This is a genomic window from Kutzneria sp. 744, assembly GCF_000568255.1.
Taxonomy (GTDB): domain Bacteria; phylum Actinomycetota; class Actinomycetes; order Mycobacteriales; family Pseudonocardiaceae; genus Kutzneria.
The window spans coordinates 2,978,453-2,994,790 of sequence record NZ_KK037166.1 but is presented as its reverse complement, the minus strand read 5'-3'; the positions used below and the strand labels follow the sequence as shown (position 1 = coordinate 2,994,790).

At 70.6% G+C, this 16,338-nt stretch carries 19 protein-coding genes and 1 pseudogene; 10 read left to right on the top strand and 10 right to left on the bottom strand.

Translation table 11 applies throughout. From position 1 onward, the window contains the following. Nucleotides 1-401 (bottom strand): annotated as a pseudogene (locus KUTG_RS13290) (indole-3-glycerol-phosphate synthase TrpC); the annotation flags it as partial. Between the two features lie 75 nt (nucleotides 402-476). Between KUTG_RS13290 and KUTG_RS13285 the strand changes: the two are divergent. The 3 genes from KUTG_RS13285 to KUTG_RS13275 are packed head-to-tail and all read left to right on the top strand — an operon-like array spanning nucleotide 477 to nucleotide 2,706. Continuing rightward, nucleotides 477-1,322, top strand: coding sequence for an oxidoreductase (locus tag KUTG_RS13285; RefSeq protein ID WP_043717119.1), 846 nt, complete (start codon nucleotides 477-479; stop codon nucleotides 1,320-1,322). Continuing rightward, nucleotides 1,322-2,149 carry an aldo/keto reductase gene (locus KUTG_RS13280; RefSeq protein ID WP_043717117.1) on the top strand — a complete coding sequence of 276 codons (828 nt, stop codon included), beginning with the start codon at nucleotides 1,322-1,324 and terminating at the stop codon, nucleotides 2,147-2,149. The genes KUTG_RS13285 and KUTG_RS13280 overlap by 1 nt, the downstream gene beginning before the upstream one ends. Beyond that, on the top strand, nucleotides 2,146-2,706 hold the full coding sequence (locus KUTG_RS13275; protein WP_043717116.1) for a TetR/AcrR family transcriptional regulator: 561 nt from the start codon (nucleotides 2,146-2,148) through the stop codon (nucleotides 2,704-2,706). Before KUTG_RS13280 ends, KUTG_RS13275 begins: the two co-directional genes overlap by 4 nt. Before the next feature lie 48 nt (nucleotides 2,707-2,754). Here the strand turns inward: KUTG_RS13275 and KUTG_RS13270 are convergent, their stop codons facing one another. Continuing rightward, nucleotides 2,755-3,375 carry a TetR/AcrR family transcriptional regulator gene (locus KUTG_RS13270; protein ID WP_198047139.1) on the bottom strand — a complete coding sequence of 207 codons (621 nt, stop codon included), beginning with the start codon at nucleotides 3,373-3,375 and terminating at the stop codon, nucleotides 2,755-2,757. 77 nt (nucleotides 3,376-3,452) lie between these two features. Here KUTG_RS13270 and KUTG_RS13265 point away from each other — a divergent pair, with 77 nt between their 5' ends. After that, nucleotides 3,453-4,013, top strand: coding sequence for an ester cyclase (locus KUTG_RS13265; RefSeq protein ID WP_043717114.1), 561 nt, complete (start codon nucleotides 3,453-3,455; stop codon nucleotides 4,011-4,013). 4 nt (nucleotides 4,014-4,017) lie between these two features. Here the strand turns inward: KUTG_RS13265 and KUTG_RS13260 are convergent, their stop codons facing one another. Then, nucleotides 4,018-5,118 carry a M20/M25/M40 family metallo-hydrolase gene (locus KUTG_RS13260; RefSeq protein WP_043717113.1) on the bottom strand — a complete coding sequence of 367 codons (1,101 nt, stop codon included), beginning with the start codon at nucleotides 5,116-5,118 and terminating at the stop codon, nucleotides 4,018-4,020. Then, on the bottom strand, nucleotides 5,115-6,134 hold the full coding sequence (locus KUTG_RS13255) for a pyridoxal-phosphate dependent enzyme (protein WP_043717111.1): 1,020 nt from the start codon (nucleotides 6,132-6,134) through the stop codon (nucleotides 5,115-5,117). Before KUTG_RS13255 ends, KUTG_RS13260 begins: the two co-directional genes overlap by 4 nt. 83 nt (nucleotides 6,135-6,217) lie before the next feature. On the opposite strand from KUTG_RS13255, the gene KUTG_RS13250 reads away from it, so the two are divergent. Then, nucleotides 6,218-7,105, top strand: a complete 888-nt coding sequence (locus KUTG_RS13250; protein ID WP_043717110.1) for a LysR family transcriptional regulator — start codon at nucleotides 6,218-6,220, stop codon at nucleotides 7,103-7,105. Here KUTG_RS13250 and KUTG_RS13245 read toward each other — a convergent pair. From KUTG_RS13245 to KUTG_RS13225, 5 genes are read right to left on the bottom strand one after another with little or no spacing between them, the layout of a single operon-like run. Further along, nucleotides 7,072-7,692, bottom strand: coding sequence for an L-threonylcarbamoyladenylate synthase (locus KUTG_RS13245; protein WP_043717109.1), 621 nt, complete (start codon nucleotides 7,690-7,692; stop codon nucleotides 7,072-7,074). The genes KUTG_RS13250 and KUTG_RS13245 overlap by 34 nt on opposite strands. A gap of 10 nt (nucleotides 7,693-7,702) precedes the next feature. Beyond that, nucleotides 7,703-8,746, bottom strand: coding sequence for a cytochrome P450 (locus KUTG_RS13240; protein WP_084579279.1), 1,044 nt, complete (start codon nucleotides 8,744-8,746; stop codon nucleotides 7,703-7,705). 20 nt (nucleotides 8,747-8,766) lie between these two features. Continuing rightward, on the bottom strand, nucleotides 8,767-9,411 hold the full coding sequence (locus KUTG_RS53375) for a helix-turn-helix transcriptional regulator (RefSeq protein ID WP_052394419.1): 645 nt from the start codon (nucleotides 9,409-9,411) through the stop codon (nucleotides 8,767-8,769). A gap of 5 nt (nucleotides 9,412-9,416) precedes the next feature. Beyond that, nucleotides 9,417-10,022 (bottom strand): TetR/AcrR family transcriptional regulator, encoded by a 606-nt coding sequence (locus KUTG_RS13230; RefSeq protein ID WP_043717108.1) that lies wholly within the window; start codon nucleotides 10,020-10,022, stop codon nucleotides 9,417-9,419. Further along, complete coding sequence (locus KUTG_RS13225) at nucleotides 10,019-11,140, bottom strand: glycosyltransferase (protein WP_043717107.1); 1,122 nt, start codon at nucleotides 11,138-11,140, stop codon at nucleotides 10,019-10,021. The genes KUTG_RS13230 and KUTG_RS13225 overlap by 4 nt, the downstream gene beginning before the upstream one ends. 166 nt (nucleotides 11,141-11,306) lie before the next feature. On the opposite strand from KUTG_RS13225, the gene KUTG_RS13220 reads away from it, so the two are divergent. The 5 genes from KUTG_RS13220 (at nucleotide 11,307) to kstD (ending at nucleotide 15,899) form a co-directional block, all read left to right on the top strand. Beyond that, nucleotides 11,307-11,816 (top strand): winged helix-turn-helix transcriptional regulator, encoded by a 510-nt coding sequence (locus KUTG_RS13220; RefSeq protein ID WP_043717105.1) that lies wholly within the window; start codon nucleotides 11,307-11,309, stop codon nucleotides 11,814-11,816. 32 nt (nucleotides 11,817-11,848) lie between these two features. Beyond that, nucleotides 11,849-12,358, top strand: coding sequence for an SRPBCC family protein (locus tag KUTG_RS13215; protein WP_043717103.1), 510 nt, complete (start codon nucleotides 11,849-11,851; stop codon nucleotides 12,356-12,358). Then, nucleotides 12,358-13,398: an LLM class flavin-dependent oxidoreductase gene (locus KUTG_RS13210; RefSeq protein WP_043717102.1), complete on the top strand. Its 1,041-nt coding sequence runs from the start codon at nucleotides 12,358-12,360 to the stop codon at nucleotides 13,396-13,398. Before KUTG_RS13215 ends, KUTG_RS13210 begins: the two co-directional genes overlap by 1 nt. Nucleotides 13,399-13,431: 33 nt before the next feature. Continuing rightward, complete coding sequence (locus tag KUTG_RS13205; RefSeq protein ID WP_052394418.1) at nucleotides 13,432-14,004, top strand: DUF5655 domain-containing protein; 573 nt, start codon at nucleotides 13,432-13,434, stop codon at nucleotides 14,002-14,004. 146 nt (nucleotides 14,005-14,150) lie between these two features. Beyond that, the gene (kstD, locus tag KUTG_RS13200; protein ID WP_043717101.1) at nucleotides 14,151-15,899 is read left to right on the top strand and encodes a 3-oxosteroid 1-dehydrogenase; all 1,749 of its coding nucleotides are present in this window, start codon (nucleotides 14,151-14,153) and stop codon (nucleotides 15,897-15,899) included. Nucleotides 15,900-15,946: 47 nt separating this feature from the next. Here the strand turns inward: kstD and KUTG_RS13195 are convergent, their stop codons facing one another. Then, nucleotides 15,947-16,333 carry a hypothetical protein gene (locus KUTG_RS13195; RefSeq protein ID WP_043717100.1) on the bottom strand — a complete coding sequence of 129 codons (387 nt, stop codon included), beginning with the start codon at nucleotides 16,331-16,333 and terminating at the stop codon, nucleotides 15,947-15,949. Nucleotides 16,334-16,338: the final 5 nt, after the last annotated feature.

Below are 16,338 nucleotides of genomic sequence, written 5' to 3'. Positions count from 1 at the left end.
CGGCGCCGTGCGCACGGGCCTCCCACAGCTGGTAGAGAGACGATGAAGTCCTTGCGCAGCACGGGAACCGAGACCCCGGCCCGTACGGCGTCGAGGTCGGCCAGGGAGCCGCCGAAGCGGCGCTGCTCGGTGAGCACGCTGATCGCGGCGGCTCCTCCGGCGGCGTACTCGGCGGCCAGCTTGGCGGGGTCGGGGATGTCGGCCAGCGCGCCCTTGCTGGGGCTGCGGCGCTTGACCTCGGCGATGATGGACACGCCGTCGGCGCGGAAGCCGGGCAGCGGGTCGAGGGCCGGCGGGGCATCGGCGACCCGGGCCTTCAGCTCGGCCAGGGGCAGCTCGCGCTGCCGCTGAGCCAGGTCCTCCAGCACGCCGTCCACGATTCCGTCCAGCACCGTCGTCATGCGCCGAGCCTATCGGTTGACTCTCGCGCAGGCTCGTAAGTAAACTGAACGTACAGTTCAGTTGAGGAGGCGGGCATGAGGACCTGGTTCGTCACCGGGGCGTCCCGGGGCTTCGGCTTCGAGATCGCGCGGCAGGCCCTGGAGCAGGGCGACAACGTGGTGGCGACGGCGCGACGGCCCGAGGAGATCGGGGCCGCGCTGACGTCCGACCGGCTGCTCGCGCTGCCGCTGGACGTGACCGATGAGGCAGCGGCACAGCGTGTGGTCGACGCGGCTGTCGACCGGTTCGGCGGCATCGACGTGCTGGTCAACAACGCCGGCCGCGGGCTGCTCGGCGCGGTCGAGGAGGCATCTGACGCCGAGGTGCGGGCCGTGTACGACACCAACGTGTTCGGGCTGCTGGCCGTGACCCGCGCGGTGCTGCCGGTGCTGCGCCGGCAGCGCGCCGGTCGTGTGATCAACATCAGCTCGATCGGCGGCTTCGCCAGCAGCCAGGGCTGGGGCATCTACAACTCGACCAAGTTCGCGGTCGAGGGGCTGAGCGAGGCGCTACGCATCGAGCTGGCGCCGCTGGGCATCGACGTGACCATCGTCGAACCCGGCATGTTCCGGACTCGCCAAGCAATTCAACGCAGCCTGGACGGCAGCTCGCTGCACACCGCGGGCACGGTCATCGAGGACTACGCGGACACCGCCGGGCAGACCCGTGGCCGCCCGGCCGAGTACAACCAACGGCAGCAGGGTGATCCGGCGAAGGCGGCGGCTGCGATCATCACCGTCGCGACCGCCGAGAAGCCGCCGCTGCGCGTGCAGCTCGGGGCCGACAGCGTCGCCCGCGTCGAGGCGAAGCTGGCGCAGGTCGCCGACGAGCTGGCGCAGTGGCGTGACCTGGCCGTTTCCACTGCATACGAGGAGCAGTGATGACGTTTCTGATCGGCGGCGACCTGGCGGTGGACCGCCTGGGCTACGGCGCGATGCAGCTCACCGGGCCCGGCGTCTGGGGCGAGCCGGCGGATCCCGACGAGGCGCGGCGGGTGCTGCGACGGGCGATCGAGCTCGGCGTGACCCTGATCGACACCGCCGACTCGTACGGGCCGTACGTGGCCGACCGGCTCATCCGCGAGGCACTGCACCCGTATCCGTCGAATCTGGTGATCGCCACCAAGGTTGGCTTCACCCGCGGCGGCCCCGGGATGTGGACGGTCGTGGGGCGGCCGGAGTACCTGCGGCAGCAGACGGAGCTGAACCTGCGCAACCTCGGCGTCGAGCGCATCGACCTGTTGCAGCTGCACCGGATCGACTCGACCGTGCCGCTGGCCGACCAGGTCGGCGAGCTGGTCGCATTGCAGCAGGAGGGAAAGGTTCGGCACATCGGCTTGTCCGAGGTGAGTGTTGCTCAGCTCGCGCAGGCGCGGGAGATCACTCCCATTGCGACGGTGCAGAACTCGTACAACCTTGTGCACCGGGCCAGCGAGGATGTGCTGGAGTACGCGGAGGCCAACGGAATCGGCTTCATTCCGTACTTCCCGCTGGCAACCGGCGATCTCGCCGGGCCGGGCAGCCCGCTTTCCGAGGCGGCCGAGGCGCACGGCGCCACGCCGTCGCAGCTCGCGCTGGCCTGGCTGCTGCGGCGGTCGCCGGTGATGCTGCCGATTCCCGGCACGTCCAAGGTGGCGCACCTGGAGGAGAACATGGCCGCCGGCCGGATTTCCTTGACGGACGAGGAGTTCGCGGCGGTCGCCGCGTGAATCCGCGTAGCGTCCGCGCGCACAACGACGTGCTCGCGGCCACTATCGCGTTGTTGGACGAGGGTGGGCTGCCGGCGGCCACCGTCGACGCCATCAGCTCTCGTTCGGGCGTGTCCAAGGCGACGATCTACAAGCACTGGCCGAACCGCACCGCCGTCGCCGCCGAGGCCTTCGGCCGCCGGATGACCGACGCGATTCCCTTGCCCGACAGCGGAAACGCCCGTGACGACCTGTCCGAGCAGGTCCGTCGCGTCAGCGCCTTCTACGCCGGGCGTCACGGCCTGGTGTTCGCCCAGCTGCTCGCCGCCACCGTCGCCGACCCCGAGGCGGCCCCGTTCTTCCGGGAGTTCTTCCTCGACGGCCGGCGGCAGGCCGTGGCCGTGCTGTGGGACCGGGCGGTGTCACGGGGCGAGGTCAAGGCCTCGGTGTCCGTCGACACTGCCATCGACCTTCTCTTCGGCCCCTTGATCTTCCGCCTCCTCAGCGGCCACGCCCCCCTGTCCCCACCCGACGCCGACGCCCTGGCCTCCGCCGCCCTCACCGGCCTGCTCGCTTAACCCCGGGAGTCACGCTCTCCGGCACACCGAAATACGGCTTCGAGCAGTTCACAGGGCCGCGTGCGCGATGCGGGCCAGGGTCTGCTCCGCCCGGTCCCAGGTCCAGCCGTTGTCCACGACCAGCGTGCGCCAGCTGTTGGGCCCGAACCACAGCCACAGCAGCCCCGCCGTCTCTTCTTCCGACGTCTGAGGCTTCTCCGTCAGGGTGTGCAGGTGCCGGGCCGTGGCGTTGAGCGCCTCTCGGTAGGCGTTCATCGCCCGGTTCCACAGGTGTTCCGCCTCGTCGTGGGCCGGCAGCGCCTTGCGGATCGCCTCGTGGATCGTGAACTGGCCCTCGTTGCCCGCCCGCGTGCCCTTGGCCAGCGCCGCGAGGACCGCCTTCGGTGCGTCCAGCGCCACGATGTCCCGCATTGCCTGCTCATACCCCGACGCCGCGACCCCCTCGTCCACGATCTTGTCGAGGATGTCCGCCTTGCTCCCCACGCTGGCGAAGATCGTCTTCGACGACACCCCGGCCGCCGCCGCGATGTCCGCCACGGTCACCCGCCCGTAGCCCCGCTCCGCGAACAGCTCCGTCGCCTCGCCGAGGATCAGCTCCCGCGTCCTCGCCGCCGCCTGCTCCCGCAGCGGCGACACGTAGTTCCGCTTCTCCGGCACAGAGTCCCCCAATGGCTTCACCTTTGGCTATTTGATAGGTCGAGTGTAACCTCAAAATCATTCGACACGGGTGAAGGGGTGCGTGACCCATGGATATCGACCTGGCGCTGGGGGTCTTCCGGATCCTGGAGGCGGGCGACGCGGGGCTGGCCGCCGAGGTGATCGGGGCCGACTTCCGGAACCGGGAGGCGGACGTGGCGCCGGCGGCCTGCTCGATCCCGGGGCCGGCAGGGGTGCTGGCGTCCAGCGCGTGGATGCGGTCGGCGTTCAGCGAGCTGCGCTTCCCGGTGCTGGGCACGGCGGTCAACGACGGTCAGGTCTGGGTCCGGCTGCGCATGCAGGGCCGCCACACCGGCGCGTTCGTCCGCTACCGCGAAGGCAAGCTCGACCAGATCGTCCCGCCGACCGGCCAGGAGATCGACTTCGAGCAGATCCACGTGCTCGATGTCCGTGACGGCAAGGTGATCCGGCACGAGGCGGTCCGTGACGACATCACGATGCTGGGCCAGCTCGGTGTTTTCCCGCCCTCGCCGGCGGTAGGCCTGCGCATGGTGGGCTGGAAGCTGAGCGGCCGCGCGACCCGCGAGGCTGCCGCCACGGCCCAGAAGGCGGCCGACGCCGCCGCGCAGCTGTCGACCGCCCACGCCTGAAGCCTCAGCGGCAGAAGCGAAGTGCCGTGGCGGTGAGGGTTGCGGCGCAGCGGATGGTGTCGGAGATGCTGACCCACTCGACGGCGGCGTGGGCGCCGTCGCCGGCCGGTCCGAACAGGACGGTGGGGATGCCGGCGGCGGAGATGAAGGCGGAGTCGGCCCAGTAGCTGACGCCGGTGATCTCGGCCCCGCTGACCTCGGCCAGGACGGAGACGACCGCGCTGTCGTCGGCGGTCTCGAAGGGCTCGCGGGACATGGTGGTGCGGGACTTCGCGGTCAGGGAGGGATCGGAGGCCTGGCAGGAGGCCAACAGCTCGGTGACGTCACGCTCGACGTCGGCCACGGTCTCGCCGGGCAGGGTGCGGCGCTCGATGGTGAGCACGCAACGGTCGGGCACGGTGGATTCCTCGCGGCCGCCGGAGATCAGGGAGGCGTGTAGGGTGCCGGGGCCGAGGTGGGGGTGCTCACGGCCGCGGAGGGCGGCGTTCAAACGGTCGAGGGCGACGAGCACGGGGCCGGTGCGCATGATGGCGTCGACGCCGAGGTGGGGGCGTGAGCCATGGGCGGCTTGGCCGACGACCTCGATCTCGGTCCAGACGAAACCCTTGTGCGCCACGGCGACGGTGGACTCGGTGGGCTCGCACACGATGGCGGCGTCGGCGCTGAGCACGGTCAGCACCTCCTGCACGCCGAGGCTGGCGTACTCCTCGTCGGCGACGCAGGCGACGACGACCTCTCCGGCCAGGGAGTCCACATTGGCGTCACGGCAGGCGATGAGCGCGGCGGCGAGACCGGCCTTCATGTCGTACGAGCCACGGCCGTAGAGGCGATCGCCGTCCACATAGGACGTCAAGGAGTCGCCGAAACCAACAGTGTCCAGGTGTCCGCAGAGCATGAGCCGCCGGCCCGGGCCGCCGCGCGTGGTGCGGACGATCACGCTGGGGCGGCCCGGAGTTGCCTCCAACACCTCGACCGCCAGACCCGCCTCCCGCGCCCAGGAGGCTACGAAGTCGGCGATCTCCCGCTCGCCGGCGGCGCCGGGAACCAGGGACGGGCTGACGGAATCGATGTCCACCAAGCGCTTCAGCAGCTCGTCGACGGTCATGCGTGACGTCCTTCCGTGCTGATCAACACGATGGTCCCGTCGAACGGGATGTCCAGGACGGGCCGGGCGGCGCGGACGCCGGCCAAGGTGGCGGCGCCGCAGGGGCCGGCGTTGACGCCGAGGGCCTTGAGGTCGGAGACGGCCTGCGCGGCGTCTTCGTCCCGCACGGCGACGGCGGAGTCGAGACCGGCCAGTAGGTCGGGAAACGCTGTGCTGGAGGCGGTTCCGCAGTTCAGCCCGGCCATCACCGTGGCGGAGGTGTCGATGGAGACGAGCCGGCCGGCGTCCAGACTGGACAGAACACAGGGTGCGTGAGTCGGTTCGACGCCGAGCAGCGAGACGGCTCCGGGCGTGCTCCGATAGTGCCGGACCGCCGCCTGGGCCAGGGATCCGACGCCCATGGGCACCACGACGAGCGAGGGGGAGACGTCGATCTCCCGGAACAGCGTGGAATACCCGTCGACGATGGCGGTCGGAATCTCCTCGTAGCCGTCCCAAGCCGTGTCCTGCACCAGGATCCCGTCGGCGGCCGCAGCGAGCCGGCAGGCCTCGTCGTACGAGCCGTCGACGCGCACGACCTGGGCGCCCTCGCCGGCGATCGCGTCGACGGCGGGCTGCCCGACGGCCGCCGGCACGAACACCGTGGCGGAAATCCCCAGCAGGCGGGCGAAATGCGCCACCGCACGGCCGTGATTGCCGTCGGTCGCGGTCGTCAGCCGGATCCCCCGGCCAGAAACGTGAGCCCGAAGCCCGTCCAGGGTCTGCGGGCCGTCGGGGTCGACCAGGGCCTGCCGGATGCCCCAGGACGCGCCGAGCACCTTGAACGCCGGCAGCCCGAGCCGCGACGACTCGTCCTTCACCAGCACCCGGCCGACGCCCAGCTCCACGGCCAGTTTCGGCACGTCGACCAGCGGCGTCGGCTGGTAGCCCGGCAGGCCGCGGTGGAAGGCCTGGGGGCCGGTCGGCGGGGCCGGGCAGCGCCAGAACCGGGCTTCCGGGCGTCGGTAGACGGTCATGTCCCCAGTCTGCGGCCCGTAACCGTGAAGGAAAAGCGATCTTTCGTGGCCTATACCATCCACTTTCTCTTACCATTGGTCGCATGCTCGACCTGCACCGACTGCGTCTGCTCAAGGAGCTGCACACCCGCGGAACCCTCGCCGCCGTGGCCGCGGCCCTGGGCTACAGCAGCTCGGCGGTGTCACAACAGCTTTCCCTGCTGGAGAAGGAAGCCGGCGCTCCGCTGCTCGAACGCGTCGGCCGCGGCGTCCGGCTCACCCCGCAGGCGCTGATCCTGGTCCGGCACGCCGAGGCCGTCCTCAACCGTCTGGAGCAGGCCGAGGCCGAGATCGAGGCCTCGCTGACCGCGCCGACGGGCGTCATCCGCATCGCCGCCTTCCAGACGGCGATGCTCACGCTGACGCCACCACTGCTGGATCTGCTGGCACGAGACGCACCCAAGCTGCGACTTGATGCCGTCCAACACGAGCCCGAACGAGCCCTGTCCCTGCTCACCGCCGGGGCCTGCGACCTGGTGCTGGCCGAGGAGTATCCCTGCTACCCCCTGCTGCTGCGGCCCGGCCTCGACCGTGTGGACGTCGGCCCCGACCCGATGCGCCTGGCCCTGCCGCCCGCCCTGGCCGGCCGTTCCCTGAGCCAACTGTCCGACCAGCGCTGGATCCTCGAACCGGCCGACACCGAAAGCGGCCGCTGGGCGCGGGCGCTGTGCCGCGCGGCCGGCTTCGAACCCGACGTCGCCTTCGACTCCACCGACATCGTCACCCACATCCGGCTGGTGGAAACCGGCCACGCCGTGGCGATCCTGCCCGACCTGGTCTGGCCGCACACGCCGCCCGACGCGCCGGAGCTCGGACATCGCCACATCTACACGTGCGCCCGCGAAGGCGCGCACCGGCGCCCCGGCGTGGTGGCGGTCCGGGCGGCGCTGAAGGCCGTCTACTCGAAGCGGGTGGGGTCGCCCGCGCCGTAGCGGACGATCTCCGGCGTGCCGTCGGAGAAGTCGATGACCGTGGTGGGCTCGGTGCCGCAGTCGCCGGAGTCGATCACGGCGTCGAGCACGTGGTCGAGCAGCTCCTTGATCTCCCAGCCCTGGGTCATGGGCTCCTCCTGGTCGGGCAGCAGCAGCGTGCTGGAGACCAGCGGCTCGCCCAGCTCGGCCAGCAGCGTCTGGGTGACGACGTGCTCGGGGATGCGCACGCCGACGGTCTTCTTCTTGGGGTGCATGAGCCGCCGCGGCACCTCCTTGGTGGCCGGCAGGATGAACGTGTAGCTGCCGGGGGTGCTCGCCTTGATCGCCCGGAACACCGCGTTGTCCACGATCACGAGCTGCCCGAGCTGGGCGAAGTCGCGGCAGACGAGCGTGAAGTGGTGCCGGTCGTCGAGGTGGCGGATCGAGCGGATCCGGTCGAGGCCCTCGCGGTTGCCCAGTTGGCAGCCCAGCGCGAAGCACGAGTCCGTGGGGTAGGCGATCAGCCCGTCCTCGTGCAGGATGTCGATCACCTGGCCGATGGACCGCTTCTGCGGGTTCGCCGGATGCACGTCGAAGTACCTGGCCATGCCGTTGATCCTAGGTGCGTCCCGGCCGGTCCCGCTCAGCGGACCACACCAGGCGCAGCGCGAGCACGTCCGTCCCGACGGGACTGTCCCGCGTGACCAGGCCTTCGACCGTCCAGGGGCCGGGAATCCGGGCGAGCAGGGCCCGAAGGGCGACCACGGCCTGGCGCCGGGCCAGGTGGGCGCCGAGGCAGAAGTGGATGCCGTGGCCGAAGGACAGGTGCGGGTTGGGGGATCGCCGCACGTCGAAGGCGTTCGGCCGGTCGAAGACGGCGGGATCGCGGTTGGCGGCGGCCAGGGAGACGATGATCCGCTGCCCGGCGGCGAAGGCCTCGCCGCCGAGGACGCCGGCGCGCGTGGCGAAGCGGTCGGTGCCGCCGGCGGACGGCCGCAGGCGGAGCACTTCCTCGATCGCCGACGGCACAAGATCGGGGTCGGCCCGCAGCGTCGAGACGTGGTCGGCCACGCTCAGCACCGTGTTGACCAGCAGCGTCTTCGTCGTCTCATGGCCGTTGATCAGCAGCAACGAGGCGAGGTTGACGATCTCGTCGGCGGTGAGACCGCTTTCCCTCAGCTCGGCGACGATGCCGCCCTCGGACGACGGAACCGTGCGCAGGTAGTCGCGAAGCTCCGAGACCGCCGACTCGAAGGCCGGACGGGCCTCGGGTTGGCCGAAGAACATGGTGATCGCGTCGGTCCAGCGCACGAAATCCGCCTCACGGTCGGCGGACACGCCGAGGAGGGCGGCCAGCGTGGCGATCGGCAGCGGATGGGCGAACCCGGTGATGAAGTCGGACGCCGGCGTCAGCTCGTCGAGCAGGCGGGCGGCGCGGGACTCGATGGACGGGGTCAGGGCGTCCACGGTTCGTGGCGTGAAGGCGCGGCTGACCAGGCGTCGCAACTCGTGGTGCCGCGGCGGGTCCATGGCCGACATGCTGTGCAGCACGGGATTGTCGCGGTGCGGGACTTCGCTTGCGCTGTAACGGATCTCGTCGGACGAGAACAGGTCGTGCGTGGTGAGCACCTCGTCCACGAGGGCATGGCTGCGTACGAACATGTCGCGAAGTCTGGCGCGGTTCAGGCCGGCGAGGATTGGAGAAAACGGCCGTGCAGCGCCTTGGGGGACTGGCCCGTCGCGGCACGGAACTCGGCGATCAGGTGCGGCTGGTCGTAGAAACCGCACCGCTGCGCGATATCCGCCCACGACGGCCGTTCGACGGACCGGGCCAGCCGCAGGGCGGCATGGAGCCGGACGACTCGCCCGTAAGCCTTGGGGCGCAAGCCGACGGCGAGGGAGAAGCGCCGCCGCAGCTGCCGTTCCGACAGGCCAACCGTCGCGGCGAGGTCGTTGACCCGCGCTGTCGGGTCGTCCTGGAGCGCACGCACCGCTTGCTGCACGGCGAAATCGTTGTCATGAAGGGAAAAACCGTCCAGGAACTTCACCGCTGACGCCATCCGTGACCGCGGAGATCCCGGCTCGACCCGACCGAAAGGCATGCCGCCCAAAGGGACCTCGTCCGCGGCGACGCCGAGCGACAGGCAGGCGCCCGGCCGCAGGCGGAGACCGACCAGTCCGCCCGGCGGCAGCGGGGCCGTCCGCACGCTCACCTCGGGGCCGGCGAGCCACAGCGTGCCGTCGGCGAACACCAGCAGGTCGACGGCCGGATAGGGCAGCGGGAGGGCCGCCGAGTCGATCCAGCGCCCCTCGATCAGAGCCGACACGGCAGTCAGCCTAGGGCGGCCAGGGCCTGCCGGGCCAGCCAGTTTTCGGCGTCGTCCCAGGTCCAGCCGTTGTCACGCACCAGCGAGCGCCACGAGTGCAGGCCGAAGTAGAACCACAGCACCGCCGTGGTGCGCTCGGCGTCCTCGACCAATCCCTTGTCCCGCAGGTGTTCCGCGATCTGCCCCAGCGTCTCCCGGTACTGGCCGGTGGCGAAGGCCCAGAGCTGGGCGGCGTTCTCGTGCACCGGCATCGCGCCGAAGATGATGTCCACGGCCTGTTCCTGCGACTCGTTGCCCAGCCGGGTGCCGTGGGCCAGCAGGGCCAACGCCGTCGGCAGGTCGTCGGTGAGCCGGATCTCGGCGAGGTTCGCGTCACCGCCGGAGTTGCGGATCGCCTCGGCCAGCACCTCGTCGAGGATGTCGGACTTGCTGCCGGCGCTGGAGTACACGGTCTGCTGCGCGACGCCGGCCGCCCGGGCGATGTCCGCCACCGTGACGCGGGCGTATCCGTTGGTGGCGAACAACTCCGCCGCCGCGCGCACGATGTCCCGCCGGGTCTCGGCGGCCTCCTGCGCGCGGCGGGGGGAGTGGTAGGGACGGCCACCGGTCACTTGACGGCCGACCTCAACTCCGCGGCGATCTCGGCGGGCGTGGGCATGGCGGCGATCTCCTTGGCGATCGAGGCGGCGGCCTCGCGGTAGCGGAACTCGTCCAACACTGTACGCACCGCGTCCGCCACCGCCGACGGCGTCGCCTCGTCCGGCTGCAGCGCGATGCCCGCCCCGGCCGCCGCGACCTGCGCCGCGTTCATGAAGTTGTCGGCCCCGGCCGGCACGACGACCATGGGGACGCCACGGGACATCGAGCCCAGCATCGTGCCGGCGCCGCCGTGGGTGAGCACCAGTTCGACGCCCTCCAGCAGGGAGTCCAGCGCCGTGAACGGGACGAAGGTCACGCGGCTCGGGTCGACGTCGTACTGCGACGCATCCGTGGCCAGGCCCAGCGTCGCCACGATGTCAATGTCCATCATGGACAGTTCCCGGAGCAGTGGGGCCAGCGTTTCCGGCTTGTTGTACCAGGTTCCGAAGGTCACCAGCACGCGCGGCCGCGGCGAGGTGTTCGGCGGCGTCGCCGTGCTGCCGCCGCGGTGCGCCTCCGGCCGCAGCGCCCGCCAGCCCTCCGGGTGTTGCCAGCCTTCCGACTGCAACGCGGGCGGGCAGGTGTCGAGGAACCAGGTGTCCGCCGGCATCGGGAGCTCCCGCGCCGCGTGGGCGGCCCGGGCCCGGTCGTCGAGGAAGTCCAGGAGCATCGGCGGCGCCGCCGGGCCCAGCGCCAGCGTGGCCATCGGCACGCCGCGATCGGCCGCCACCAGCGGGCCGAGGTAGTCGAACCGCTCGCGGAGCACCAGATCCGGCCGGAACGCCGCCCCCGCCGCCAGCGCCTCGTCGCCACCCATGTCGACGCGGACGTCCACGAAGAACGCCCTGGCGGCCTGGGGCGTCGGGTGCACGAAGGGGTTGTCCCCGGTGCGACGGGTCGTCTCCTCGCCGAGCACGTCGGGCATCGGCCCGGCCGCGTACAGCGGAATGTTCTCCAGGTTCAGCACCCGCGCGACACCCGCGGCCGTCACGAACGCCAGCTCGTCGCCCTGCGCGCGCAGCGCCCGGGCCAGCGGCAGCAGGGGGAACAGGTGGCCGTGCTGAGGAATACTCGACAGTAGAACTCGCATATTCATTAGAGTACACATCTGATGAATAGATTCGGCGCCCAGTGACGGTCGGGCGGCCACCCTTGCCCGAACAACCGCTGCCCGAAACCGTATTTCGGTGTGTCTGAGAGCGTGACTCGCGGTTTTTGCTGCTGAGTCTTGTTGGTGGACCTACTAGCATGAGGCCATGAGACGGACCTCGTTCGCGCACTGGCCGTGCTCGGTCGCCCGCACCATGGACCTGCTCGGGGACTGGTGGACGCCGCTGGTCCTGCGCGAGTCGTTCTACGGAATCCGCCGCTTCGATGAGTTCCAGCAGGCGCTGGGCATCGCCCGCAACACGCTCGTCGACCGGCTCCGGCGACTGGTCGACGAAGGCCTGCTGGAGAAGGTGCCCTACCAGACCGAACCGGTGCGACACGACTACGTGCTGACCGAGAAGGGCAGCGACTTCTGGCAGGTGCTGGCCGCGATGATGACGTGGGGCGACCGCTGGCTGGCCGACGAGGCCGGGCCGCCGATCACGCTGCATCACGACTCGTGCGGCCACGACACCCACGCCGAAGTGGTGTGCGGGCACTGCAAGGAGCCGCTGACCGCCGCCGACGTGCGGCACCGGATGGGCCCCGGCTACCCGCCGAAGCTGGCCGCCCGACCCGACATCGCGGCCAGATTTGCCGCCCAAGATGACCGTTGACATGCTGAGTCTATCTAAGAGACCATCCGTTCATGGAGTGGACCGGAGCCAGGTACGCCGACAAGCCGACGGTGCAGGTGCGGACCTGGATCGACGGCCCGCCCGAACGCGTGTGGGCGGTCGTCGCCGACGTCACGCTGATGCCGGAGATGAGCGACGAGCTGCAGAAGGTCACCTGGTGTGACGACGCGGCCGGGCCGGCGCTGGGGGCGCGGTTCGTCGGCGCGAGCAAGCACGAGGCGCTGGGGGAGTGGGCCACGACCTCGCAGATCGTCGAGTTCGAGCCGCCGCGCGTGTTCGGCTGGGCGGTGCAGGACCCGGAGAACCCGACTTCCTCGTGGCGGTTCACGCTGGAGCCGCGCGACGGCGGCACCGAGCTGACCCAGTGGATGCAGCTGGGCCCGGCACGTTCCGGACTGTCGCGGGCGATCGACCGGATGCCGGACAAGGAACAGAAGATCGTCTTCGTCCGGCTGCGGGAGTTCGAGAACGCCATCACCGGCACGCTGGCCCAGATCAAGCAGCGGGTGGAGAACCCGTGATGCGCACCGCGACGACGATCGAGGCGTCCAGCGACTGGTCCGGCACCCTGGATTTCGTGCTGGAGGCGGAAAAGCTCGGCCTGGACACCTGTTGGGTCGCGGAGGCCTGGGGCTCGGACGCGCCGTCCGTGCTGGGCTTCCTCGCCGCCCGCACGGACCGGATTCGGCTTGGCTCCGGCATTATCCAGCTCGGCACCCGAACTCCGGTCGCCATCGCCCAGGCGGCGTTGACGTTGGCGCAGCTGTCGGACGGCCGGTTTGCCTTGGGGCTGGGCGCTTCCGGGCCGCAGGTGATGCAGGGGCTGCACGGCGTGCCGTTCGACCGGCCGCTGAGTCGCATGCGTGAGACGGTGCAGATCATCCGCGAGGCCTTCGCCGGCGAGAAGATCTCCTTTGCCGGCAAGCACTTCACCGTGCCGCTGGCCGGCGAGGGCATCCGGCCGATGCGGCTGTCCATCGCGCCCAACCCGGACATCCCGATCTACCTGGCCACGCTGTCGCCGAAGATGCTGGAGCTGACCGGCGAGATCGCCGACGGCTGGCTGGGCACCAGTTTCGTGCCGGAGGGCTCGGCCGCGTACTTCACGCATCTCGACGCAGGCTTGGCCAAGTCCGGGCGCACGCGGCGTGATCTCGACGTCTGCCAGGGCGCCGAGGTCGCGTTTGCGGCGGACGAGGAAGCGCTGCGGGACATGGTCGCCGGCCGCAAGAAGGAGCTGGCGTTCAGCCTGGGCGGCATGGGTTCGGCCAGCGTCAACTTCTACAACGACGCCTACAGCCGGCAGGGCTGGGCCGAGGTCGCCGCCGAGGTGCGGGAACGGTGGCAGGCCGGCGATCGGGACGGCGCCGCCGCGCTCGTCACCGACGACATGGTGCTGGCGACGACGCTGATCGGCACCGAGGCGATGGTGCGGGAGCGTTTGCGGGTGTGGCGGGACGCGGGCGTTGACCTGGTGCGCATGTACCCGGCCGGCGAGACCGTGGACGCCAAGCTGGAAAACCTGGGCCGGGCACTGGATATCGTGCACGATATCGGCTGAGCGGGCCCGGCTTCTCGGACGTAGCATGCCCCCATGTCCGAGATGAGCACGTGGGAGTCGATGCGGACGCGGATCCACGCCCAGCTGGAGCGGCAGACCGGCGCCGGCGTGGCGGAGTGGAACGAGCGCATCGCCGCCGCCGGCCTCGCGGACGAGCCGGCGCTGCGGGCGTGGCTCAACGGACAGGGTGTCGGCGGCTACCCGCAGATGCTGCTCGTGTACGAGGCGTTCGGTTATCCCGATTTCCTGCTCGCCACCGCGGACGAGTTGGTCGACGGCCAGTACGCCGATCGCCAGCAACTGCGGCCGATCTTCGACGCCGTGGTCGCCGCGGCGAGCGGATTCGACGGTGTCACGATTCAGGCGCGCAAGACCTACGTGTCGCTGGTGTCGCCGCGACGGACCTTCGCCGTCGTCAAGGCGACCACACGGGCCCGGGTCGATCTCGGGCTGCGGCTGCCGGGCCTGTCGCCGCAGGGCTGCCTGGTAGCGGCCAGGAGTCTCGGCAACGAGAACATCAATCTCCGGATCCCGTTGTCCGCCATGGACAATCTCGACGGCGACGCGCTGTCGTGGCTGCGCCGGGCATATGAGGACAACAGCTAAGCCGAACGGCACTCGGCATTTGCGTCGTTCGGCCGCGTTGCCTCCACAGGGAATGCTCCAAGCGTGTGGCGTTGGTCGACGGGGCCGGGAAATTGGGGATCATGGCTGGGCCCGGCCGTGCTCTCGCCGTCGATGGAGGCCCCGCCATGCCCGACTCCCTCTCGCGCCGCCAGGTCCTGCGTGGCTCGGGTCTCGCCGTCGCCACCACCCTGCTGGGTCGTTTCCCGGCCGGGGCAAGCAGTCTGCCCGTGCTCGGCGAGTACGACGTGGTCGTCGTCGGCTCCGGCGCCTCCGGAATGACCGCGGCGCTGACCGCCGCCAAGCGCGGGCTGAGCTGCGTGGTGGTGGAGAAGGCCCCGACCTTCGGCGGCTCCGCCGCGCGGTCCGGGGCCGGGATCTGGATCCCCAACAACCCCGTCGTGCTCGCGGCCGGTGTGCCCGACACCTACGCCAAGGCCACCCAGTACCTGGCCGCCGTCGTCGGCAACGGCTCGACGCCCGAGCGGCAGAAGGCGTTCCTGGACAACGGCCCGGCGATGATCTCCTTCGTCCTCAACAACAGTCCGCTGCGCTTCCGCTTCATGGACGGCTACAGCGACTACTACCCTGAGCTGCCCGGCGGTATGCCCAACGGCCGGTCCATCGAGCCGGACATGTTCGACGGCAACCTGCTCGGGGCCGAGCTCGCCCACCTGAACCCGTCGTATCTGGCCGTGCCGGCCGGGCTCGTGGTGTTCAGCTCCGAGTACAAGTGGCTGAACCTGGCCGCTGTCAACGCAAAGGGCGTCGCCGTCGCCGCCGGCTGCCTCGCTCGCGGCACGTCCGCCACGTCCGCCGGGCAGAAGCCGTTGACCATGGGGCAGGCGCTGGCCGCTGGTCTGCGCGCCGGGCTCATGGGGGCCAATGTTCCCGTGTGGCTCAACACTCCGCTGTCCGACCTGCACGTCGAGGGCGACCGCGTCACCGGTGTTGTCGTTACCAGCAACGGAGTTCCGAGCCTGGTGCGGGCCCGTCGCGGCGTGGTCATCGGGTCCGGCGGGTTCGAGCACAACGCCGACATGCGCGTGCAGTACCAGCGGCAGCCGATCACTACATATTGGACGGTGGGGGCCAAGGAGAACACCGGTGACGGCATCCAGGCCGGGCACCGCCTCGGCGCCGCGCTGAACCTGATGGAGGACTCCTGGTGGGGCCCGGCCATTCCGCTGCCCGACGAGCCGTACTTCTGCCTGGCCGAGCGGACCCTGCCCGGCAGCATCCTGGTCAACCAGGCCGGGCAGCGGTTCGTCAACGAGGCCGCGCCGTACAGCGACGTCGTGCACGTCATGTACGACAAGAACCCCGGTGCGCCGGACATTCCCGCCTGGTTGATCACCGACCAGAACTACCGCAACCGCTACCTGTTCCGTGACGTGCTGCCCGCGCTGCCGCTGCCCGACGCCTGGTACCAGTCGGGCTCGGTGGTCAACGCCTGGTCCATCGAGGATCTCGCCGCCAAGATCGGCGTGCCTCCGGCCACGCTGCGCACCACCGTCAACCGCTTCAACGGCTTCGCCTTCAGCGGCGTCGACGCCGACCAGAACCGGGGCCGCAGCGCCTACGACCACTACTACACCGATCCAGCGGTGTTCCCCAACTCCTGCCTCGCCCCGCTGTGGGAGGCGCCCTTCTACGCCTTCAAGATCGTGCCCGGCGACCTCGGCACCAAGGGCGGCCTCGTCACCGACGCCCGGGCCCGGGTGCTGCGCGAGGACGGCTCCGTGATCCCCGGCCTGTGGGCCGCCGGCAACGCCAGCGCCGCCGTCATGGGCCACAGCTACGCCGGCGCCGGCTCCACCATCGGCCCCGCCATGACCTTCGGCTACGTGGCCGCCAACGACATAGCCACCACCTGACGTGTTCGGAAGTCGACGTATGGGTGCCTGAGAGCGGGACTCGCGGTTCAGGGGATGTGGAGGCCGGCGCGGCGGAGCGACTCTTCCACCCGGAGGCGTTCGATCTCCTTGTCCATGCCTTCGGGGAAGTCGTCGAGGTGCTGGTCGATGTCCAGGGCGTGGCAGGCCTGGCGGAGGAGGTCGTCGTAGGCCTGCCGGGCGGCGTAGCGGCGGACGGCGGGCGTGCCGGGCTCGAAGTCCAGCAGGGTGCGATGCACGTGCCGGAGGCGCTGGGCCAGGAACTGGATGGAGGGCCCGGTGGGGCTGGGACCGCGGCGGCGCACGAGGAACCAGTCCATGATCCGAGGGGCCTGGAGGATCAGCCAGCAGAAGGCCGCCGGCACCATCGTCAGCACGAGGTACAGCAGCAGGTTGGCAACAGCCGCGCCGGCCACAGCTC